Raw genomic sequence first — 22,256 nt, forward strand, 5'->3', positions numbered from 1 at the left:
ACATGAGCGGAGACGTCCAGGGAAGAAGTCACTGGTTCGACGACGAGGCCGGACCGGTCGTCCGTCCGTACGCCATGACGCGGGGCCGCACCACGAGTGCGGCCCAGCACCGCCTCGACCTGATCGCGGTGGTCGTCACGGAGCCCCACGCGGACGACCCAGAGGCCGACCGGATGCTGTCCCCGGAACACGTCGACATCGTCGAGCTGTGCCGCGACGTCCCGCAGTCGGTCGCCGAACTGGCCTCGGAACTCGATCTGCCCATCGGAGTGGTCCGGGTCCTCATCGGCGACCTCGTCGACGGTGAACTTGTCCATGTCAACCGGCCGGTACCCCCGGCCGAGCTGGTGGACGAGAGTATTCTGCGCGACGTGATCAACGGCCTCCGGGCGCTGTGACCGGCACGGAAGCGGAGTAGTGACGTGACAGGCTGGCAGTTCTGGGTCGACCGCGGCGGTACGTTCACCGACGTCGTGGCGCGGCGCCCGGACGGCCGGCTGCTCACCCACAAACTGCTCTCCGACAACCCCGCGCGGTACGCCGACGCCGCCGTGGCGGGCGTACGCGAACTCCTCGCCGGCTCCGACGACCCCGTGGACGCCGTCCGCATGGGCACCACCGTGGCCACGAACGCGCTGCTGGAACGCAAGGGCGAGCGCACCCTCCTGGTCATCACCCGCGGCTTCCGCGACGCCCTGCGCATCGCCTACCAGAACCGCCCCCGCATCTTCGACCGCCGCATCGACCTGCCCGAGCTGCTGTACGAGCGGGTGATCGAGGCCGACGAACGGATCGCCGCCGACGGCACCGTCCTGCGCCCGCCCGACCTGGACGCCCTGGCGGGGCCACTGCGGGAGGCGTACGACGACGGGATCCGGGCCGTGGCCGTCGTCTGCCTGCACAGCCACCTCCACCCGGCCCACGAGCGGGCGATCGGCGACCTGGCCGCCCGTACCGGCTTCCCGCAGATCTCGCTGTCCAGCGAGGTCAGCCCGCTGATGAAGCTCGTCCCGCGCGGGGACACCGCGGTCGTCGACGCCTACCTCTCGCCCGTGCTGCGCCGCTACGTCCGCCGGGTCGCGGACGAACTCGAAGGCGTGCGGCTGATGTTCATGCAGTCCAACGGCGGACTCGCCGAGGCCGGACAGTTCCGCGGCAAGGACGCCGTGCTGTCCGGACCGGCCGGCGGGATCGTCGGCATGGCCCGGATGTCCCGGCTCGCCGGCTTCGACCGGGTCATCGGCTTCGACATGGGCGGGACCTCCACCGACGTGTCCCACTACGCCGGTGAGTACGAGCGGGTCTTCACGACCCGGATCGCGGGCGTCCGGCTGCGCGCCCCCATGCTGGACATCCACACCGTCGCCGCGGGCGGGGGCTCGGTGCTGCACTTCGACGGCTCCCGCTACCGCGTCGGCCCGGACTCGGCGGGCGCCGACCCCGGCCCGGCCTGCTACCGGGGCGGCGGCCCGCTCGCCGTCACCGACGCCAACGTCATGCTCGGCCGCATCCAGCCCGCCCACTTCCCGCAGGTCTTCGGACCGGACGGGGACCAGCCCCTGGACGCCGGCCTCGTCCGCGCCCGCTTCACCGACCTCGCACGGGAGATCCGCGAACGGACCGGCGACGACCGGACCCCGGAACAGGTCGCCGAGGGCTACCTGAGCGTCGCCGTCGCCAACATCGCGGGCGCCGTGAAGCGGATCTCCGTCCAGCAGGGCCACGACGTCACCCGCTACGCCCTCACCACCTTCGGCGGCGCCGGCGGACAGCACGCGTGCCTGGTCGCGGACTCGCTGGGCATCCGCACCGTGCTGGTGCCGCCGATGGCGGGCGTCCTGTCCGCGCTGGGGATCGGGCTCGCCGACACCACCGCCATGCGCGAACAGTCCGTCGAGGTCCCTCTGGAGCCCGCAGCCATGCCCGGCGTCCGCAAGACAGCCGACGACCTGGAGGCCGCGGCCCGCGCCGAACTGCGCGCCGAGGACGTACCCGAGGACCGTGTCGAGGTCACCCGACGCGCCCAGCTCCGCTACGACGGCACCGACACCGCGCTGACCGTCGAACTCGGCGAGCCCGACGCGATGAGACACGCCTTCGAAGAACGTCATCGCGCCACGTACTCCTTCACGCTCGACCGCCCGGTCGTCGTCGAAGCCCTCTCCGTGGAAGCCACCGGCATCACCCCACCCCCCGATCTGTCCGCCCTCGCCCCGTACGAAGGCCGTCCCGCCGCGCCGCTGAACGTCCGCCTGCACACCGGCGGCGCCTGGCGCGACGTCCCCCTCCACCGCCGCGAGGAGCTGCCTCCCGGCGTGTCCGTCACCGGCCCGGCGATCATCACCGAGACCAGTGCCACGACCGTCGTCGACGACGGCTGGCGGGCCGCGGCGACCGACGACGGGCATCTGGTCATGGAACGCGCGGCGGTCACGCAGAGTTCCGATCTCGACACGGAAGTCGATCCGGTCCTGCTGGAGGTCTTCAACAACCTCTTCATGTCGATCGCCGAACAGATGGGTGCCCGGCTGGAGTCCACCGCCCAGTCCGTCAACATCAAGGAACGCCTCGACTTCTCCTGCGCGCTGTTCGACCCCGACGGAAACCTGGTGGCCAACGCCCCGCACATCCCCGTCCACCTCGGGTCGATGGGCACCAGCGTCAAGGAGGTCATCCGCCGTCGCGGCGCCTCGATGCGCCCCGGCGACACCTACGCCGTCAACGACCCGTACCACGGCGGCACGCACCTCCCCGACGTCACCGTGATCACGCCCGTCTTCGGCACGCAGGGTGACCGGATCCTGTTCTACGTCGCCTCCCGCGGCCACCACGCCGAGATCGGCGGCATCGCCCCCGGTTCGATGCCCGCGAACAGCCGGACCATCGACGAGGAAGGAGTCCTCTTCGACAACTGGCTGCTCGCCGAGAACGGCCGGTTCCGGGAGGCCGAGACCCACCGGCTGCTCGCCGACGCCCGCCACCCCTCCCGCAACATCCGCACCAACCTCGCCGACCTGCGCGCCCAGATCGCCGCCAACCGCAAGGGCGTCGACGAGGTCGGCAGGATGATCGAGGAGTTCGGCCTCGACGTCGTCCAGGCCTACATGCGGCACGTCCAGGACAACGCCGAGGACGCCGTCCGCCGGGTCCTCGACACACTGGACGACGGCGAGTACGCCTACGAGACCGACTCCGGCGCCGTGATCCGGGTACGCGTGCGGGTGGACCGCGACAGGCGGCGCGCGACCATCGACTTCACCGGCACCTCCGCGCAACTCGCCACGAACTTCAACGCCCCGTTCTCCGTCGTCAACGCGGCCGTCCTGTACGTCTTCCGCACCCTGGTCGCCGACGACATCCCGCTCAACGACGGCTGCCTGCGGCCGCTGGACATCGTCGTACCGCCCGGCTCGATGCTCGCGCCCGAGCCGCCGGCCGCCGTAGTCGCGGGCAACGTCGAGACCTCCCAGGCTCTCACCGGCGCCCTCTACGCGGCGCTCGGCGTCCAGGCCGAGGGTTCCGGGACCATGAACAACGTCACCTTCGGCAACGAGCGCCACCAGTACTACGAGACCGTCGCCTCCGGATCCGGAGCCGGTGACGGATTCCCCGGCGCGAGCGTCGTACAGACCCACATGACCAACTCCAGGCTCACCGACCCGGAAGTCCTGGAGTGGCGACTGCCCGTACGCCTCGACGAGTTCGCCGTGCGGCGGGGCAGCGGCGGCGCGGGCCGCTGGCACGGCGGGGACGGCGCGGTCCGCCGCATCCGGTTCCTCGAACCCATGACCGTCTCCACCCTCTCCCAGCACCGCCGCGTCCCGCCGTACGGTATGGCGGGCGGTGCGCCCGGCGCGCTCGGCGCCAACCGGGTGGAGCGGGCGGACGGCACGGTCACCGAACTCGGCGGCAGCGACGCGGCGGACGTCGGCCCCGACGACGTACTCGTCATCGAGACCCCGGGCGGCGGCGGATACGGACCTCCGCCACCCAACTCCGTCAAGAACGACCCGCGACAAGCAAACGACCCGCAGCAAGAAAACGATCCGCAACAAGCAAACGACCCTCATCAAGCAGGAGAAGAGATCGATGATCTTCGGGCGATCTGAGCGCGGCAAGCCCCCGGTCGAGCCCGTCACGCTCAAGATCCTCGTGGCCGGCGGCTTCGGCGTGGGCAAGACGACGCTGGTCGGCGCGGTCAGCGAGATCAGGCCGTTGCGCACCGAGGAGTTGCTCACCGAGGCCGGGCGACCGGTCGACGACACCTCCGGCGTCGAGGGCAAGCACACCACCACCGTCGCCATGGACTTCGGCCGCATCACCCTGCGCGAGGACCTGGTGCTGTACCTGTTCGGCACCCCCGGGCAGGAACGGTTCTGGTTCATGTGGGACGAACTGTCCGAGGGCGCGCTGGGAGCCGTCGTGCTCGCCGACACGCGCCGTCTGGAGGACTGTTTCGCCGCCGTCGACTACTTCGAGCGGCGTTCCATACCGTTCCTCGTCGGCGTCAACTGCTTCGAGGGGTCCGACCGTTACCCGGTGGACGACGTGCGCCGCGCCCTCGACCTCGACCCGGACGTACCGGTCGTCCTCTGTGACGCCCGGGACCGCGGGTCGGTCAAGGAGGTGCTCATCGGCGTCGTGCAGCACGCGATGGCCTACGCGGCGGCGCACCGGCAGGCCGTCACCACCTGAGCGGCGGCACGGCCCGCACCCCCGCCGACCGGGGTACGGGCCGTGGTCCCCTGGGGGTTACCCGTCGTCCTCCGCGAGCCAGCCGAAGCTCTTCTCCACCGCCTTGCGCCAGTTGGCGTACTCGCGGTCGCGTACCGACGCCTCCATGGCGGGCGTCCACTCGACGTCCTTCTGCCAGTGCGACTTGAGTTCGTCCAGATCGTTCCAGACGCCGGTGGCCAGGCCGGCCGCGTAGGCGGCACCCAGGCAGGTCGTCTCGGAGACCCGGGGCCGGATCACCGGGACCCCGAGGACGTCGGCCTGGTGCTGCATCAGAAGGTTGTTCCCGGTCATGCCGCCGTCCACCTTCAGGGTCGTGATCTGCACCCCCGAGTCCTGGTACATGGCGTCCACGACCTCCCGGGTCTGCCAGCTGGTCGCCTCCAGGACCGCGCGGGCCAGATGCGCCTTGGTGACGTACCTGGTCAGCCCGGTGACGACGCCACGTGCGTCCGAACGCCAGTAGGGGGCGAACAGACCGGAGAAGGCCGGCACGATGTAGGCGCCGCCGTTGTCGTCGACGCTCGCGGCCAGGGTCTCGATCTCGTCGGCGGTGCGGATGATGCCGAGCTGGTCGCGGAACCACTGGACGAGGGCGCCCGTGATGGCGATCGAGCCCTCCAGGCAGTACACCGGCGCCTCGTCACCGATCTTGTAGCCCATCGTCGTCAGCAGCCCGTTCTTGGACGGCACCGGCCGGTCGCCGGTGTTGAGCAGCAGGAAACTGCCGGTCCCGTAGGTGTTCTTCGCCGTGCCGACGTCGTAGCAGGCCTGCCCGAAGACGGCCGCCTGCTGGTCGCCGAGCGCGGACGCCACCGGCACGCCGGCGAGCTGGCCGACAGCGGTGCCGTACACCTCGGCGGAGGACCTGATCTCGGGCAGGACCGCCGCGGGGACGTTCATGGCAGCGAGGATGGCGGGGTCCCACCGCAGGGTCTCCAGGTTCATCAGCATGGTGCGCCCGGCGTTGGTGACGTCGGTGACGTGCCGGCCGCCGTCGACGCCACCCGTGAGGTTCCAGATCAGCCAGGAGTCGATGGTTCCGAAGGCGATCTCGCCGCGCTCGGCCCGGTCCCGGAGCCCGGGCACGTTGTCCAGCAGCCAGGCCGCCTTGGGCCCGGAGAAGTAGCTGGCGAGCGGCAGCCCGGTCTGATCGCGGAACCGGTCCTGGCCGTCGCTGCCGCCGAGTTCGTGGCAGAGCGCGGCGGTACGGGTGTCCTGCCAGACGATCGCGTTGTGCACGGGTTTGCCGGTGGCCCGGTCCCACAGGACCGTCGTCTCGCGCTGGTTGGTGATGCCGAGCGCGCTCAGCTGGTCGGCGCGCAGCCCCGCGTTGGCGAGCGCCCCCGCCACCACGGCCTGCACCTTGGACCAGATCTCGGTCGCGTCGTGCTCCACCCAGCCGGGCTTGGGGAAGATCTGGCGGTGCTCACGCTGGTCGACGGCGACGATCGCGCCGCCGTGGTCGAAGATGATGCAGCGGCTCGACGTGGTGCCCTGGTCGATGGCGGCGACGTACTTCTCGGCGGTGTCCGGCATGGCTACCCCTTGGTCGCTGGATCAGAATGCTGCGTTCTGGATCAGAAGGCTGCGTTGTAGATGAGGCCCGCGAGCGCCCCGCCGACCAGCGGGCCGACGACCGGGATCCAGGCGTAGCCCCAGTCGGAGGTGCCCTTGTGGGGGATCGGCAGGAAGGTGTGCACGATCCGGGGGCCCAGGTCGCGGGTCGGGTTGATGGCGTAGCCGGTGGGCCCGCCGAGGGACAGCCCGATGCCGACGACGAGCAGCGAGACGATCAGTACCGTGACGCCGGACTCGCCGAGCCCCTTGGTCAGTCCGAACGCGAGGATCGGCAGGACCAGCGCCACCGTCGCGATGATCTCGGTCACGAGGTTGGCGACGGGGTTCCGGATCTCCGGGATGGTGGAGAAGATGCCCAGCGTCGGTGTCGGTTCCTCGCCCGACTCCGGGTCGGGCACGTTGGCCTGGAACTGGGCCAGGTAGACCAGGTACGTCAGGACGGCGCCGAGCATCGCGCCGACGAACTGGCCGAGCAGATAGATCCAGACCTTGCCCCACTTGCCGGTGTCGACGGCGATGCCGATGGTCACGGCCGGGTTGAGCTGCCCTCCGGACAGCGGGGCGGCGGTGTAGGCACCCGCCAGCACGCCGAAGCCCCAGCCGAACGCGATCACCACCCAGCCCGAGGCCCGGGCCTTGGAGTGTCTGAGAGTGACCGCGGCGCAGACACCGGCACCGAACAGGATCAGGATGGCCGTACCGATGACTTCGCCGACGAATATGTCTCCGTTGCTCATGGCGGCTCCTAGGGCGCTGGCCGGGGATCGACCCCGGCGCTTAGAGCAGGAACGGTTCCCTTGGCGACGTCAGCCGAAGGCAGGGAAGGTCCTGCGCCCCGCCCGGCGTCCGTGACGAGCGTGCCGTAGCAGCCGAATCGCCCATGGGAGAACGGGCCTTCAGACAGGAGCAGCCCATGGCGCAGTGCCTGATTACGCCGAGAATGTACGGCGATGTCGACCGACACGGGAAGTTTTCACCGGCGCCCAGGGAGCGTCAAGGTCGTCGACCGCAACGATGACAGGCAACCCGTCGGAGAACCGTTCTCACGGCTCCACCACCGCATAACCCGCCTGGGCCGAGGACGCGCCCGAGCCGCGCCGGATCTCGTACCCGGGCAGCCCCGCCCGCCCCAGCACCCAGCTCGGCCCGGGCAGCGCCTTGGCGGCCTTCTTCAGCGGTGCCAGGTACGCGGCCGCCTGCCGGTGGTCGGCCACGCTGCCCGGACCGCAGACGACGGTGGCCAGGGAGAGCGAGACCGGCCGGCCGCCCGCCGACCAGGGCAGATCGAGGACGGCGGCGACCGGACCCAGTCCCGTCTCGTCGGCCAGCACCAGGAAGTCGTCGCCGCCGATGTGCCCCACGCGCGCGTGCCCGGCGGCGGTCTCCTGGAGCGCCCGTCCCACCGAGCGGATCAGTTCGTCGCCCGCGGCGAAGCCGGCCCCGTCGTTCACCTGCTTGAAGTGGTCGATGTCCAGCCAGCTGAGCGCGAAGCCCCGGCCACCCGCGACCCGTCGGTCCGCCTCCTGGGTGATCGCGTCCGAACCGGGCAGTCGCGTCAGCGGGTTCAGTCCGGCCGCCTCCTCGACCCGGGTCTCCGCGAGCGCCCGCAGCAGGTCGGCGAGGCGTACGACGCCCACACAGCGCCCCAGCCGGTCGACGACGGCCACATCGTCCGAGGCGCGGTCCCGGCCGCCGACGGCCACCACGTCCAGCACCTCCCAGGCGGTCGCGTCGACACCGACCGTGAGGGGCGCGTCGCCCAGCTTGACGGCCGGACGGTCCGCGTACAGGGCGTGCCCGTAGCGGCCGGACATCGACAGCAGGAACCGGGACCGGTGCACGGACCGGACCGGGGCTCCCGCCTGGTCCACCAGGAGGACGCCGGAGACGTCGGGGGAGCCGGTCAGCAGCGTCCGCACCTGTAGTGCCGACGCGGTGACCGGCAACAGCGCGGCGGGCCTGACGAACTCCCGTACGAAGGGCCCGGAGCGTGCCGTCGGCACGGCGGCGGGGGAGCGTGGCGGAACGTATACGTCCGCTACCGGGATCCGGGCCGGCGGTGCGAACAGTTCGCCCTGGGCCAGCTGCGCACCGGCCGACAGGGCCGCCGCGTACTGGCGTTCCGTCTCGACGCCCTCGACGGCCAGCAGGGCGCCCAGTTCCTCGCACAGGGTGCGCATGGCCCGGACCGCGGCAGGCCGGCCGAGCAACGAGGCGTCCAGCTTGACCAGGTCGGGGGAGAGGTCGGTGAGCAGTCGCAGGGGCACGTCCCCGTCGCCGATGCCGTCCGCGCTGATCCGGAAACCCTGACCGCGCAGCGCCGCCACGGCCTCCAGCAGGGCCCGCTGCGGCACGTGCGCGTAGGGCGGGACGATGTCCAGGGTGACCTCCCAGGGCATCCGTCCGGCTTCGCGGATCGCCCCGGGCAGGGACCCGATGCCGCCGAGGTCGGCGAGCGTGGCCGCGAACACGTTGATGTGCAGCGGCAGGAGGGTCTCCTTGCGGGCCGCCGCCCGGAAGGCCAGTACGGCCAGCCTGCCGTCGAGTTCGGGGTTCCGGTGGGCTTCGGCGAGGATGTCGCCGGTCTCGGGGCGGGCCAGGATCTCCAGTGCGGCTGTCGCGCCGGTCGTCAGGTTGACCACCGGCTGGAAGGCGAAACGGAGAGCATCCGTCCAGGAGGGCACGGCAGCATGGTGGCCCACCGGGCGTCCGCCCAAGGGCAGTTCATGAGACGTTCACGCACCCTTTTGGGGTGGTCACGCCCAGTGTGCGAGCTCCGGGGTCGCTCCGGGCCCGCTAACGCACCGCTATCACGGACGAACCGTGCCCGAACAGCCCCTGGTTGGCCGTGATCCCCACGCGCGCGTGCGCCACCTGCCGCTCACCGGCCGCGTCTCGCAACTGCCAGGTGAGCTCGCAGACCTGGGCGATCGCCTGGGCCGGTACCGCCTCCCCGAAAGAGGCCAGACCACCGCTGGTGTTGACGGGTATGCGTCCGCCCAGGGCCGTCGATCCCTCGCGCAGCAGTTTCGCCGCCTCGCCCTCGGCGCACAGCCCCAGATCCTCGTACCACTGCAACTCCAGTGCGGTGGACAGGTCGTACACCTCCGCCAGGGACAGCTCCTCGGGGCCGATGCCCGCCTCCTCGTAGGCGGCCCGTGCGATCGACGCCCGGAAGGTCCGTGCCGGCGGGCCGGTCACGGCCGCCGAGTCCGTGGCGATGTCCGGCAGATCCAGCACCGTGCTCGGATAGCGCGGCGTGACCGTGGACACCGCGCGGATCCGCACCGGCCGCGCCACCCCGCGCCGGCGGGCGAACTCCAGGCTGGACAGCACCAGTGCGGCTCCGCCGTCCGAGGTCGCGCAGATGTCCAGCAGCCGCAGCGGATCGGCGACCACCTGGGAGGCGGCGACCTCCTCGGCGGTGACCGGCTTGCGGTAGCGGGCGTACGGATTCGCCGCCCCGGCCGCCGAGTTCTTCACCTTGACCAGCGCGAAGTCCTCGGGGGTGTCCCCGAACACGGCCATTCGCCGACGCGCGTACAGCCCGAAGTAGGTCGGGTTCGTCGCCCCGAGCAGCCGGAACCGCAGCCAGTCGGGATCGTCGGGGCGGTCTCCGCCCGCGGGCCGGAAGAACCCCTTGGGCGCCGCGTCCGCGCCCACCACGAGCACCACGTCCGCGAGCCCCGCCAGGATCTGGGCCCGCGCCGCGGCGACGGCCTGGGCCCCGGAGGCGCATGCCGCGTAGACGCTGGTGACCCGGGCCCCCTGCCAGCCCAGCGCCTTGGCGAAGGTCGCGCCCGCGACGTAGCCGGGATACCCGCCACGCACGGTGTCAGCGCCCACGATCGAGCCGATGTCCCGCCACTGGAGCCCCGCGTCCTCCAGTGCCGCGCGGGCGGCGGCCGTCCCGTACTCGGCGAAGCCGCGCCCCCACTTGCCCCAGGGGTGCATGCCCACGCCGAGCACCGCCACGTCAGTCGTCATGCCGCCACCCCCGTCGGCCGCCAGTGCCAGGTCGTCCAGGTCGACTCCGCGTCCTCGTACAGCACGCCGGGGACGACCTCCACCTCCGTGCCCACCGCCAGGTCGGCCACGGTGATTCCGGGGACCGCCTGTCCCAGCACCACGATCTGCTCGGACTCCAGCTCCACAGCGATCAACGTGTAGGGCTCCCAGGGAAGTTCCGGGTCGCTCACATAGGGTGACGGAGGACGGTATCTGCTGTCGGTGAACGACCAGATCCGTCCTCGCCGGGACAGTGGGACCTCCACCAGATCGCCGCCCTCGCACCCGGGGTTGCGGCAGTGGACGTCCTCGCGCGGGAAGAAGACCGCGGCGCAGGCCGCGCAGCGAGTGCCCAGCAGCCTGAAGCCGTCTCCCTCGCCGGTGAACCAGCCGTCGACCGCGGGCGTGCGTGTACGCGACAAGGGCCCTCCAGGACACTGGATCTGACGGAACGTCAGAAGTGTGCCACGGGCCACCGAAATTGGGCAGGCCGCGCCGTCGGACAGTGCTCCCTCGGCGGGTCTCCCGATCACTCAGTGTCGCTTCACTTCCGGAAGAAGGCGTTCCCCCGGCCGTAGGACGACGTTCTCGTGATCGGATAAAGTCCGCGCGTGTCCGAAAATCAGCACCCCCTCGCCAACTCCGCTCCGGGCTCGCATTGTTCGAGCTGTGGAGCGGCCTACGGAGCCGGCATCTCCGGCTGGCCCCGCACCTGTCCGGCCTGCGGCCACACCGCCTACCGCAACCCGCTGCCGGTGGCGATCGCCCTCCAGCCCGTGTACGACACGAAGGGCACCGCCCTGGTCGTCATCACCCGCACCGTCGCCCCCGCACGCGGCGGCGTCGCGCTGCCCGGAGGCTTCGTCGACGACCGCGAGGACTGGCGACTGGCCGTCGTCCGCGAACTCAAGGAGGAGACCGGCATCGACGCCGCGGCCCGCGACGTACGCCTCGTCGACGCCATGAGCTCCCCGGACGGGCACCTGCTGCTGTTCGGCCTCCTCCCGGAGCGCCCGGCCGAAGGTCTCCCGGCATCGGGCGCGACCGACGAGACGGAGGGCTGGCACCTGCTGCGCCGTGCCGAGGAACTCGCCTTCCCCCTGCACAGCGTGGCCGTCCGCGCGTGGTTCGAGGGCCGCTACTGAGCCCTCCGGCTCACCCCAGCCCCCTGACCCGGACGGGGCGGGACGGCTCGCTCACGCCGTTCTCCCCCTCGCGCCGGACCACCACCCGCCTGCCCTCCCAACGGGTGACGTAACGCTCGAGTTCCGGCTCGTCCCAGCCGTCGCCCGCGTCCGGTACGACCAGCCCGCCGCCCGTCCGGCCCCGGACGGGCGCCCACACCTCCAGATGCGTCCCGCCGTCCTCGCCCCGTACGGGAAGGACGGCACCCGCGCGCGCGAGCACCGGGATCCGGGACAGCGGGGCCTCCACGAGCACCTGCCCGGGACCCTCGTACGCCCGCTCCGACCGCGTGTCGTACCAACGCCCCCGGGGCAACTGCACCGCACGCCGGTCGGCGCCCGGATCCAGCACCGGCGCCACCAGCAGAGCGTCGCCCAGCAGGAAGGCGTCCTCGCAGTCACGCAGCGCCCGGTTCTCCGGCGCACTCCACCACAGGGGCCGCACGTAGGGTGCGCCGGTGCGTCTCGCCAACTGCGCCAGCGTCATGAAGTACGGCAGCAGACGCCGTCGTTCGAGCAGCGCCCCCCGCGCGTGCTCCAGCACCTCGGTCCCGAACTCCCACGGCTCCCGGCGCCCCGCGCGCATGCTCGCGTGCGTACGGAACAGCGGCAGGTAGGCGCCCAGCTGGAACCAGCGCAGAAACAGCTCGGGCGACGGGTCCCCGTCGAACCCGCCCACGTCCGGCCCGGAGTACGGCACCCCGCACAGCCCCAGCCCCAGCACCAGCGACAACGACGCGCGCAGCCCGGGCCAGCCGGTGGCGACGTCACCGGACCAGGTGCCGCCGTAGCGCTGCATGCCGGCCCAGCCCGAGCGCGAGAACAGGAACGGGCGCTCCTTGGGCGCGAGTTCACGCAACCCCTCGTAGGCCGCCCGGGCCATGCACAGCGCGTACACGTTGTGCGCCTCGCGGTGGTCGCCACCGCGCCCCTCCAGGGCATGCCGTGCCGAGCGCGGCAGCGTCGACTCGCCGAATGCGGTGAAGGACGTCGGCTCGTTCATGTCGTGCCAGAACCCGGCGAAGCCCATGGCGAGCCGCTCCTCGTACAGACCGCCCCACCACGTGCGCACGCGCGCGTGCGTGAAGTCGGGGAAGACCGACTCCCCGGCCCACACCACCCCCTCGACCGGCCGCCCCGCCGGGTCCCGCACGAAGGCGTCCACGGCCGTCCCGCCGGCGTGGACCGGGTTGCCCGGCTCCGACTTCACCGCCGGGTCCACGATCGACACCAGCCGGATCCCGTCCCGCCGCAGCTCCTCCGCCAGGGTCGGCAGCTTCGGGAAGCGTTCCTGGTCGACGGTGAACACCCGGTGGTCGTCGTAGTGGTCGATGTCCAGATGGACGGCGTCCAGCGGCAGGTCACGCTCCTGGTAGCCGGCGACGATACGCCGTACCTCCTGCTCGCTGCCGAAGCCCCAGCGGGCGTGGTGGTGACCCAGTGCCCACGCGGGCGGCAGCGCCGGCGGGCCCGTCAGCGAGGCCCAGGTGTGCAGCACGCGCGCGGGGGTGCCCACCATCACCCAGCAGCGCAGCGGCCCACCGTCCACGCGCAGCTCGCTCCGCCCGGTCCGGTCATGACCGGAACCGGCGCCCTCCTCACCCTCCCGGAGGGTCACCGTCCCGTCCCAGGAGGTGTCGTGGAACACCAGGTGCGTGGCCGCGTCCGCCACCACGAACTGCACCGGCATGGTGATGTACAGCGGATCGTCCCCGGGGCCGAAGGCGTGCCCCGGATCGGTGTTCCACAGCCGGTACGTCCCGTCCCGCAGCCGAGGTCCCGAGGCCCGCCCGCCGAGCCCGAAGAACCGCGCGTCCGCCGCCACCTCCGAGCGCTGCACCCAGCGCGCCGCACCCCCGCCCACCGGCTCCCACCACCGCGGCGGCAGATCCCGCCGCAGCATCACCCCGCCGGGCGTGCACACCTCGATCGCGCCGTGCCGCGAGACGCTGACCTTCACCCGCTCCGCCACGACCCGCCAGCCGCCGTCCGTGTCCGGTTCGAGGACCGCCCGCGGGTCCGGCTCCGGACCGCGGCCCGCGAGCGCGTAGGACGGCTCGGGACCGGCCCCGTCCCAGCCCCAGAAGACCGCTCCGTTCACGGCGACCGTGATCCGCAGCTCGGACCGGCTGAACCGGATCACCCCGCCCCCCGGACCGGGCTCCGCCCCCAGCACGGGCCCGGGCACCCGGGCGCGCTCCGACCCCCGCGCGGGCAGCCCGGCGGCGTCGATCCGCCGCCTGCGCCACGCGGCCCGTACGGTACGCAACCCCAGAGCCGCCTTCCTCGAACCGACCACTCTTACCGAACGCACCAGGTCACGACCGTCCATGCTGCTCACCCTGCCACTCCACGCTCCACGCATGCGCGCCGTTCAACTGCCGTTCACCCGTGCCGGGACCACATCTTCACGACACGGACTATGTGGAGCGCGCCCTGGTGCAGAAGTCGATCACATGGCATCGTCCCTGTCAGCCGCGTCACGCGCACACCCCAGCCCGTGCGCGTCCCACGCACACCAGCGCAGAAGCCCGGGAGCCGCCCCATGTCGACCGCGAACCCCCAGCCGCTCTGGCAGCCCGATCCGGAACGGATCGCCCGGGCACGCATCACCAGGTTCCAGTCCTGGGCGGCGGACCACCACGGAGCACCCGCCGACGGCGGGTACCCGGCCCTGCACCGCTGGTCCGTCGATCACCTGGACACCTTCTGGAAAGCCGTCACGGACTTCTTCGACGTGCGGTTCTCGACGCCCTACGCGCGCGTGCTCGGCGACCGTTCCATGCCGGGCGCCGAGTGGTTCCCCGGCGCCACCCTGAACTACGCCGAGCACGCCCTGCGGGCCGCCGCCACCCGCGCGGACGAACCCGCGCTCCTGTATGTCGACGAGACCCACGAACCCCAACCGGTCACCTGGGCCGAATTGCGCCGCCAGGTGGGCTCGCTGGCCGCCGGACTGCGCGCCCTCGGCGTCCGCCCGGGCGACCGCGTCAGCGGCTACCTCCCGAACATCCCGCAGGCCGTCGTCGCCCTCCTCGCCACCGCCGCCGTCGGCGCGGTCTGGACCTCCTGCGCACCCGACTTCGGCGCCCGCAGCGTCCTGGACCGCTTCCAGCAGGTCGAGCCCGTCGTCCTGTTCACCGTCGACGGCTACCGCTACGGCGGCAAGGAACACGACCGCCGCGAGACCGTGGCCGAACTCCGCGCCGAACTGCCGACCCTGCGCGCGGTCGTGCACATCCCGCTGCTCGGCACCCCGGCGCCGGAGGGCGCCCTGGACTGGTCGGACCTGACCGCCGCCGACACCGACCCCGAGTTCGAACAGGTCCCGTTCGACCACCCTCTGTGGGTGCTCTACTCGTCCGGGACCACAGGCCTGCCCAAGGCCATCGTCCAGTCCCAGGGCGGCATCCTCGTCGAGCACCTCAAGCAGCTCGGCCTGCACTGCGACCTCGGCCCGGACGACCGCTTCTTCTGGTACACCTCGACCGGCTGGATGATGTGGAACTTCCTCGTCTCCGGCCTCCTCACGGGCACCACGATCGTCCTGTACGACGGCAGCCCCGGCTACCCCGACGTCAGCGCCCAGTGGCGGGTCGCCGAACGCACCGGAGCCACCCTCTACGGCACGTCCGCCGCCTATGTGATGGCCTGCCGCAAGGCCGGCGTCCACCCGTCCCGCGACTTCGACCTCTCCCGGGTGCAGTGCGTCGCCACCACCGGTTCGCCGCTGCCCCCCGACGGCTTCCGCTGGCTGCACGACGAGTTCGCGGACAGCGGGGCCGACCTCTGGATCGCGTCCGTCAGCGGCGGCACCGACGTGTGCTCCTGCTTCGCGGGGGCCGTACCCACCCTCCCCGTCCACACCGGCGAACTCCAGGCCCCCAGCCTGGGCACCGACCTCCAGGCCTGGGACCCGCACGGCAACCCGGTCGTCGACGAGGTCGGCGAACTGGTCGTCACCAACCCGATGCCCTCCATGCCGATCCGGTTCTGGAACGACCCCGACGGCAGCCGCTACCACGACAGCTACTTCGACACCTATCCCGGCGTCTGGCGCCACGGTGACTGGATCACCGTCACCGCGCGCGGCTCGGTCGTCATCCACGGCCGCTCCGACTCCACGCTCAACCGGCAGGGCGTCCGGATGGGCTCGGCCGACATCTACGAGGTCGTCGAGCGGCTGCCCGAGATCAGGGAGTCCCTGGTCATCGGCGTCGAGCAGCCCGACGGCGGGTACTGGATGCCCCTCTTCGTCCACCTGGCGCCCGGCGCGGTCCTGGACGAGGCCCTGCTGGACCGCATCAAGCAGGCCATCCGCGAACAGCTCTCTCCCCGGCACGTCCCCGACGAGGTCATCGAGGTGCCCGGCGTCCCGCACACCCTCACCGGCAAGCGCATCGAGGTCCCGGTGAAGCGGCTCCTCCAGGGTGCCCCCCTGGAGAAGGCCGTCAACCCGGGCTCCATCGACAACCTCGATCTGCTGGGTTTCTACGAGGACCTCGCCCGCAAGCGCGCCTGAGCTCCGTACGGCACGCGATCAACCGCCGTAGGTCGCCTCGGACTCGCCCAGCACCGCGGCGAAGTCCGAGGCCAGCCGCACCGCGTCGGCAGGCTCCAGACCGGCGGTCGAGATCCGTACCGCCGGGCCGGACGACAGCCGGAAACGCGCCCCGGCCGCCACCCACCAGCCGTACGACCGCAAGCCGTTCACCACGGCCGACTCGTCGCGCACGGGCACCCACAGGTTCATCCCGCTCGCCCCGTGCGAGGCGATCCCACGCCCCGCGAGCTCCGCGGCGAGCGCCTCCCGGCGCACCGAGTACGCCACTCGCGCACGTGCCACCAACGCGCGCGTGTCCGTGTCCGTCATCAGCCCGAGGACCGTCTCCTGCAACAGGTGGCTGACCCAGCCCGACGTGAGCAGCAGCAGACCGTCGTGGCGCGCGAGCGTCGTCGCGTCACAGGCGGCCGCCGCCCACCGCAGGTCGGTGCCGAGGAACTTGCTCACCGTCCGCACATGCACCCAGCGCGCCAGGCCCGCGCCGGCCACCGAGTGCAGCGGGGCGTCGGTCACCGAGGACGCGTGATCGTTCTCGACCACCAGGACGTCGGGCTCCTCACGCAGCACCTCGGCCAAGGCGTCCCGGCGCGCGGCCGAGAAACAGCCGCCGTACGGATTCTGCGCCCGCGGGCTGTACACCACGGCGCGCACACCCGCGCGCAGCGCCCTGCTCAGACCGTCCGGACGCAAGCCCTCGTCGTCCACGGCCACCGGCACGATCCGCAGCCCCAACGCCGGGACGAGATCGAGCAGATGGTGGTACCCGGGGTCCTCCATGGCCACGGCGTCGCCTGGCCGCAGCTCCACGGAGAGAATGCGGCCGATCAGGTCCAGCGCCCCGTGCGCGAACGTCACGTGGTCCACCGGGACGCCGTCCGGCCGCAGCCAGTCGCGCACGGCCTCCTCCAGCCTCGCGAGCCGGGGTGCCGAACGGTGTGACCGGGCGCCGGGGGACAGTCGCGAGGGCGGGACCAGGCCCGGCAGCAGGGCGGCGTCGGGATGGCCGCCGGCCAGATCGCGGAGCCCCGCGGGGACCCGCGGCGGTCGCCGGGACGCCACCGCCGGAGCGGGCGCGACGACCGTGCCGCCACGCCCGCGCGTGACCACGATCCCGCGCCCGCGCAGCTCCTTGTACGCCGTCGCGACCGTGCCGGGACTCACCCCCAGTTCCTCCGCGAGCCGCCGGACCGGCGGAAGCGCCGCCTCCGGGGCCAACGCACCCTCCGCCACGCCCCGTTCCACGGACGCGGCAATCCCCTTGGCTGTCGTACCGGTGATCCCATATTGTGTTACCACGTTGGCAAGTATGTATCAGTACATAATTTCCGGCAAGGGGGAGCAGTGCAGAGAACGCCCGGCGCGACTGAACGACTCGAACGCATACCCGGAGGCCGCGACGGACGCAGAATGCTCGTCATCGCCCTGGTCGACCGCGTCGGCAGCGGCCTCTGGGCGTCGGTCTCGGTCCTGTACTTCACCTACGTCTCCGGACTCTCCCTCGCCGAAGTAGGCACCCTCGCCGCCCTCTCGGGTGCCATCGGCATCGCGGGAGCACCACTCGGCGGCCGCCTCGCCGACCGCCTGCCCCTCACCCGCGTCCTGATCGCCCTCCAACTCCTGCGCGCCCTCGCCTCCTTCGCCCTCCTCACCACCGACGACTACACCCTGCTGCTCGCCGTCTCGGCCGTCGGCGCCCTCGGCGACCGCGCCGCCAACGTCCTCACCAAGCTCTACGCGACCCGCATCGCCGGACCCGACCGAGTCCGCTACCAGGCACTCAGCCGCACCCTCGCCAACGCCGGCTGGGCCCTGGGCGGCCTCGCGGCCGCGGCGGCCCTCGCCCTGGGCACCACCACTGCTTACCGCTGGCTCCTCGCTGGCGACGCCCTGTCCTTCGTCGCGGCAGCCCTGCTCACCCTGCGCTGCGGCGAGCCCCCCTCACCCTCCCGGATCGTGACCGGCTCCAGGACCGGCGCCAAGCCCCAGAAGCCCGCCAACCCCTGGCGCGACCGGACCTACCTCGCCTACGTCGCCACCGACACCGTCCTCTTCCTCGACGACGCCGTCTTCAAGATCGGCCTGCCCCTGGCCATCGCCCACAGCACCGACGTCCCGCACGGCCTCGCGCCCCTGCTGCTCGTCCTCAACAACGTGCTGGTCGTGGCACTCCAGGTACCGCTCGCCCGCTTCGGCACCAGCAGCGAGGCCGCCCGCCGGCTCCTGGTCCCGCTCTCCGCCGCGTTCGCCCTCGGCGGCACCACGATGGCCCTCTCCGCCGCCGGCGGAACCCTCACCGCGGTCCTCCTGCTCACCGCCGCGGCCACCGCCTTCACCGTCGCCGAGATGCTGCACGCCACCATCTCCTGGGAACTGTCCGTCGCCCTGGCACCCGACAGCGCTCAGGGCACCTACCTCGGCGTCCACGGCCTCGCGCAGTCCGCCCAGCGCAGCATCGGCCCACTCGCCGTCACCGCCGCCATCGCCACCGGCCCGCTCGGCTGGACAGCGTTCGGCGTGGCTATCGCCTTGACCTGCGGAATTCAGCACCGGATCGTCCGCGACCGGCTGCCACGACCCTCGTTGTCAGTGGCTCCGGTTACGGTGAGTGAGCATTGATCGACCGCACACAGGGGGAAAACCATGGCGCGCACCGACCACCGGGCACTGCGACGCGTCCTGCGCCGCGAGATCGCCGGGACCATCGGCCTGCTGACCGACGAACACGACTTCCGCGCCATGCGGCGCTACCGCACCTTCACCTTCGACGACCACCTCACCTATCTCCACCAGATGGAAGCCGTCCTCAGGACCCGCGCCTCGGAGGGCACCCACACCACCCTCGCCCTGTTCGACCCCGAGGAATACGCCGAGTTCTGCACGCACACCGGACTCGACCCGGACGCCTCCGCGAGCCGCACCCGCTTCACCGCCGAACTCGCCGCCACCGGCGCCACCATCCCCTACGACGGCCGGCCCCTCACCGACCTCGTCCCCACCCTCGTCGACGAGGCGGTACGCCAGGCCACCTGGGAGTACGCAAGCACCCTCCTCGCCCGCCTCGGCCCCTGCCACACCTGCGGCGAAGACATCGGACGAGCCGCCTTCACCCGCGCCTCCCACCTCCTCACCCGCATCCTCGACACCGCCCCACCAGGCGAGCGGCACCTCGTGTGCAGCGTCTCCGGATCACCCGAAACCCTCGTCACCGTCCTCCACGCAGACCAGGACACCGAGGGCACCACACGGCTCGACGAAGCCGAGACCCTCGAATTCACCAGCGTCCTCGCCCTCGGCCTCGCCACCCGCAGCCCCGGCGGGCTCGTCATGCGAACCAGCGCCCCGGGTTCCCCCGACCGCGTCTACGGCTGGCGCCTGCGCGGCGACACCCTCGCCCCGCTCACCGCCGGAGAGGTCTTCGACGCCTACTGCACCGACGTCGAATCCGGCGACCTCATCTCACCGGAATCCGACGTCGACTACTGCGCACCACCCGACCTCGGCACCCAGGAGAAGCCACCGGGCCACCACCACTGAACGCGCCAGGGGCGCCCCACCCGCAGGTGGAGCGCCCCTGGAAGGACAGCCGAGCCCGGCCGCGACCGGCTACTCGCCGGACAGCACCGCCTGAGCCGCCGCGCGGGCCTCGTCCGCGCTGTCGGCCGCACGCGCGGCCGCCGCGGCCCGCTCGCACTGGGCCAGGGTGTACTTCGCCAGCATCGCCCGGACATAAGGAATCGACGCCGCACCCATGGACAGGGAGGTGACGCCCAGACCCGCCAGCACACAGGCCAGCAGCGGATCGGACGCGGCCTCACCACACACACCGCAGCTCTTGCCCTCGGCCTTCGCCGCCTCCGCCGACAGCGCCACCAGGTCGAGCAAAGCGGGCTGCCACGGATCCTGGAGGCGTGACACCGCACCCACCTGACGGTCCGCGGCGAAGGTGTACTGCGCCAGGTCGTTGGTCCCCAGCGACAGGAACTCGACCTCCTGAAGGATCGAACGCGCCCGCAGCGCGGCCGACGGGATCTCCACCATCGCGCCGAACTTGGCCCGCAGCCCCGCCTCCCGGCAGGCGTCCGCGAACGCCTTGGCATCGGCACGGTCGGCCACCATGGGCGCCATGACCTCGAGGTAGACGGGCAGCCCCTCCGCCGCCTTCGCCAGCGCGGTCAGCTGGGTGCGCAGCACGTCGGGGTGGTCGAGGAGGGTCCGCAGCCCACGCACGCCCAACGCCGGGTTCGGCTCGTCGGCCGGGGTCAGGAAGTCCAGCGGCTTGTCGGCACCCGCGTCCAGCACCCGTACGACCACCCGGCCCTCGGGGAACGCCTCGAGCACCTGACGGTAGGCGTCGACCTGCTTCTCCTCGGAAGGAGCGTTCTTGCTGTCGTCCAGGAACAGGAACTCGGTACGGAACAGACCGACGCCCTCGGCACCCGCGGCCACGGCCGCCGGGACATCCGCGGGTCCGCCCACATTGGCCAGCAGCGGCACCTTGTGCCCGTCAGCGGTGACACCCGGACCGGTCGAGGCGGCCAGCGCGGCCTTGCGCGCGGCGGCCGCGGCCTCCAGCTCCGCCTTCTTCTCCGCACTCGGGTTCACGAAGATGTCGCCGGTGCTGCCGTCCACGGCGATGACCGTGCCCTCGGCGAGCTCACCGGCACCCGGCAGCGCCACGACCGCCGGCACACCGAGCGCCCGGGCCAGGATCGCGCTGTGACTCGTGGGCCCGCCCTCCTCGGTGACGAAGCCGAGCACCAGAGTCGGGTCGAGCAGCGCGGTGTCCGCCGGCGCCAGGTCCCGGGCCACCAGGACATAGGGCTCGTCGCTGTCCGGGACACCCGGCATCGGAACCCCGAGCAACCGGGCGACGATACGATTCCGCACGTCGTCCAGGTCGGCCACCCGGCCGGCGAGGTACTCGCCGGCGCCGGCCAGCAGCTCGCGGTACGCGGCGAACGCGTCGTACACGGCACGCTCGGCGGTGCTGCCGACGGCGATACGCCGGTCCACGTCTGCCATCAGCTCGGGGTCCTGGGCCATCATGGCCTGCGCCTCGAGCACCGCCTGGGCCTCGCCGCCGGCCAGGTTGCCGCGTGCCATCAGGTCGGCGGCCACCGCCTCCACGGCCTGCCGGGCCCTGCTCTGCTCCCGCTCCGCCTCTTCGGCCGGGATCTGCTTGGCAGGCGGCTCCAGCACCGCCGTTCCCATGTGCCGAACCTCGCCGATCGCCACTCCGTGGCTCACGCCGACGCCTCGCAGCGTTGTCTCCATCTCACCCGTCTCCGATAGTGCGGCGGGTCCCGCCGCCGCGATGGTTGTCGTGGTCGCCGCCCGCTCCGTCATATGACGGCACGGCGGCGAGGTCGTCCGTCTTGTCAGTGTCGGACGAGTCAGTTCCAGGTGAAGAGACTGTCGCCGGCCTTCACGTCACCGTCTTCGCGCAGGTCGCCGAGGGAGTCGGCGGTGGCCTCCAGGGCGACGACGGGGCACACCGGGGACTTGCCGGCGGCCTCTACGGCGGCCGGGTTCCAGCGCACGACGCCCTGGCCGCGGCTCACGGTGTCGCCCTTGTTGACGAGCAGCTCGAAGCCCTCGCCGTTGAGCTGGACGGTGTCGATACCGAGGTGGGTGAGGACGCCGTGGCCGTTCGCGTCGACCACGACGAACGCGTGCGGGTGCAGAGAGACGATGACCCCGTCCACGGGTGCCACGACCTCGGAAGGCTCGCGCGCGGGGTCGATCGCCGTACCCGGGCCGACCATGGCCCCGGAGAAGACCGGATCGGGCACTGCGGCCAGTCCGATGGCGCGTCCTGCGAGAGGGGACGTCACGGTGGTCATGGGAAGCCTCCCAGAGTGGAGCTGCTTACGGGCCGTCACTACCTGTCCCGGACGGCACTGAGCAGCAGCGTATGTCATGTGAAGTGGCGGTTCCGCATGGAAGCTACCAGCAAGTGGTCTAGACCACCAGTCCAATGGATTTGCACGGGCTCCGAAGCCCCGTGTACAGTCGTACTCCTGCTTGGGGCCGAGCGGCGCGGAAATGCGCCCTTGGTCGGCAGAACCCAAACTCGTCAGATCCTAACTTCGGATCATCTTCCGCATGCCTGCGGGAAGGTGGTCAGGAGGCCGGAAAAACACTGATAGAGTTTGAAACACCGAAGGGAAGCCCGGAGGAAAGCC

At 71.8% G+C, this 22,256-nt stretch carries 16 protein-coding genes; 7 read left to right on the forward strand and 9 right to left on the reverse strand.

Translation table 11 applies throughout. The features are described from left to right. Positions 1–2 precede the first annotated feature (2 nt). From AAW13_RS27160 to AAW13_RS27170, 3 genes are read left to right on the forward strand one after another with little or no spacing between them, the layout of a single operon-like run. Positions 3–398, forward strand: coding sequence for a DUF742 domain-containing protein (locus AAW13_RS27160; RefSeq protein ID WP_046731990.1), 396 nt, complete (start codon positions 3–5; stop codon positions 396–398). A 24-nt stretch (positions 399–422) separates the two neighbouring features. Then, on the forward strand, positions 423–4,109 hold the full coding sequence (locus AAW13_RS27165) for a hydantoinase B/oxoprolinase family protein (RefSeq protein ID WP_071659699.1): 3,687 nt from the start codon (positions 423–425) through the stop codon (positions 4,107–4,109). Next, the gene (locus AAW13_RS27170) at positions 4,090–4,695 is read left to right on the forward strand and encodes a GTP-binding protein (protein ID WP_046731991.1); all 606 of its coding nucleotides are present in this window, start codon (positions 4,090–4,092) and stop codon (positions 4,693–4,695) included. Before AAW13_RS27165 ends, AAW13_RS27170 begins: the two co-directional genes overlap by 20 nt. A 57-nt stretch (positions 4,696–4,752) precedes the next feature. Here the strand turns inward: AAW13_RS27170 and glpK are convergent, their stop codons facing one another. From glpK to AAW13_RS27195, 5 genes are all read right to left on the reverse strand, one after another. After that, complete coding sequence (gene glpK, locus AAW13_RS27175; RefSeq protein WP_046731992.1) at positions 4,753–6,273, reverse strand: glycerol kinase GlpK; 1,521 nt, start codon at positions 6,271–6,273, stop codon at positions 4,753–4,755. Between the two features lie 41 nt (positions 6,274–6,314). Beyond that, a complete protein-coding gene (locus AAW13_RS27180) occupies positions 6,315–7,052 on the reverse strand; it encodes an MIP/aquaporin family protein (RefSeq protein ID WP_046731993.1) in 738 nt (245 codons plus the stop codon). A gap of 306 nt (positions 7,053–7,358) precedes the next feature. Next, entirely contained in the window at positions 7,359–8,999 is a 1,641-nt protein-coding gene (locus tag AAW13_RS27185) for a GGDEF domain-containing protein (RefSeq protein WP_046731994.1), read from the reverse strand. Positions 9,000–9,111: 112 nt separating this feature from the next. After that, entirely contained in the window at positions 9,112–10,302 is a 1,191-nt protein-coding gene (locus AAW13_RS27190; RefSeq protein ID WP_046731995.1) for a lipid-transfer protein, read from the reverse strand. Further along, positions 10,299–10,745 carry a Zn-ribbon domain-containing OB-fold protein gene (locus AAW13_RS27195; RefSeq protein WP_046731996.1) on the reverse strand — a complete coding sequence of 149 codons (447 nt, stop codon included), beginning with the start codon at positions 10,743–10,745 and terminating at the stop codon, positions 10,299–10,301. The genes AAW13_RS27190 and AAW13_RS27195 overlap by 4 nt, the downstream gene beginning before the upstream one ends. A 189-nt stretch (positions 10,746–10,934) precedes the next feature. On the opposite strand from AAW13_RS27195, the gene AAW13_RS27200 reads away from it, so the two are divergent. Next, positions 10,935–11,468, forward strand: coding sequence for an NUDIX domain-containing protein (locus AAW13_RS27200; protein ID WP_046731997.1), 534 nt, complete (start codon positions 10,935–10,937; stop codon positions 11,466–11,468). Positions 11,469–11,478: 10 nt separating this feature from the next. Here AAW13_RS27200 and AAW13_RS27205 read toward each other — a convergent pair whose 3' ends face one another. Continuing rightward, positions 11,479–13,839 carry a glycoside hydrolase family 31 protein gene (locus AAW13_RS27205; protein WP_046731998.1) on the reverse strand — a complete coding sequence of 787 codons (2,361 nt, stop codon included), beginning with the start codon at positions 13,837–13,839 and terminating at the stop codon, positions 11,479–11,481. Between the two features lie 213 nt (positions 13,840–14,052). On the opposite strand from AAW13_RS27205, the gene AAW13_RS27210 reads away from it, so the two are divergent. Continuing rightward, the gene (locus AAW13_RS27210; RefSeq protein ID WP_046731999.1) at positions 14,053–16,029 is read left to right on the forward strand and encodes an acetoacetate--CoA ligase; all 1,977 of its coding nucleotides are present in this window, start codon (positions 14,053–14,055) and stop codon (positions 16,027–16,029) included. Between the two features lie 18 nt (positions 16,030–16,047). On the opposite strand, the gene AAW13_RS27215 is transcribed toward AAW13_RS27210, so the two are convergent. Further along, positions 16,048–17,367 carry an aminotransferase class I/II-fold pyridoxal phosphate-dependent enzyme gene (locus tag AAW13_RS27215; RefSeq protein WP_046732000.1) on the reverse strand — a complete coding sequence of 440 codons (1,320 nt, stop codon included), beginning with the start codon at positions 17,365–17,367 and terminating at the stop codon, positions 16,048–16,050. A 111-nt stretch (positions 17,368–17,478) separates the two neighbouring features. Between AAW13_RS27215 and AAW13_RS27220 the strand changes: the two genes are divergently transcribed. Together AAW13_RS27220 and AAW13_RS27225 are read left to right on the forward strand one after the other, a co-directional pair. Beyond that, complete coding sequence (locus tag AAW13_RS27220) at positions 17,479–18,687, forward strand: MFS transporter (protein WP_046732001.1); 1,209 nt, start codon at positions 17,479–17,481, stop codon at positions 18,685–18,687. A 24-nt stretch (positions 18,688–18,711) separates the two neighbouring features. Then, complete coding sequence (locus AAW13_RS27225; RefSeq protein ID WP_046732002.1) at positions 18,712–19,605, forward strand: hypothetical protein; 894 nt, start codon at positions 18,712–18,714, stop codon at positions 19,603–19,605. 69 nt (positions 19,606–19,674) lie between these two features. On the opposite strand, the gene ptsP is transcribed toward AAW13_RS27225, so the two are convergent. Then, positions 19,675–21,345, reverse strand: coding sequence for a phosphoenolpyruvate--protein phosphotransferase (gene ptsP / locus AAW13_RS27230; RefSeq protein WP_046732003.1), 1,671 nt, complete (start codon positions 21,343–21,345; stop codon positions 19,675–19,677). 119 nt (positions 21,346–21,464) lie between these two features. Then, positions 21,465–21,914, reverse strand: a complete 450-nt coding sequence (locus AAW13_RS27235; RefSeq protein WP_046732004.1) for a PTS sugar transporter subunit IIA — start codon at positions 21,912–21,914, stop codon at positions 21,465–21,467. Between the last annotated feature and the right edge of the window lie 342 nt (positions 21,915–22,256).

It is taken from the genome of Streptomyces humi, from assembly GCF_001005085.2.
GTDB lineage: Bacteria > Actinomycetota > Actinomycetes > Streptomycetales > Streptomycetaceae > Streptomyces > Streptomyces humi.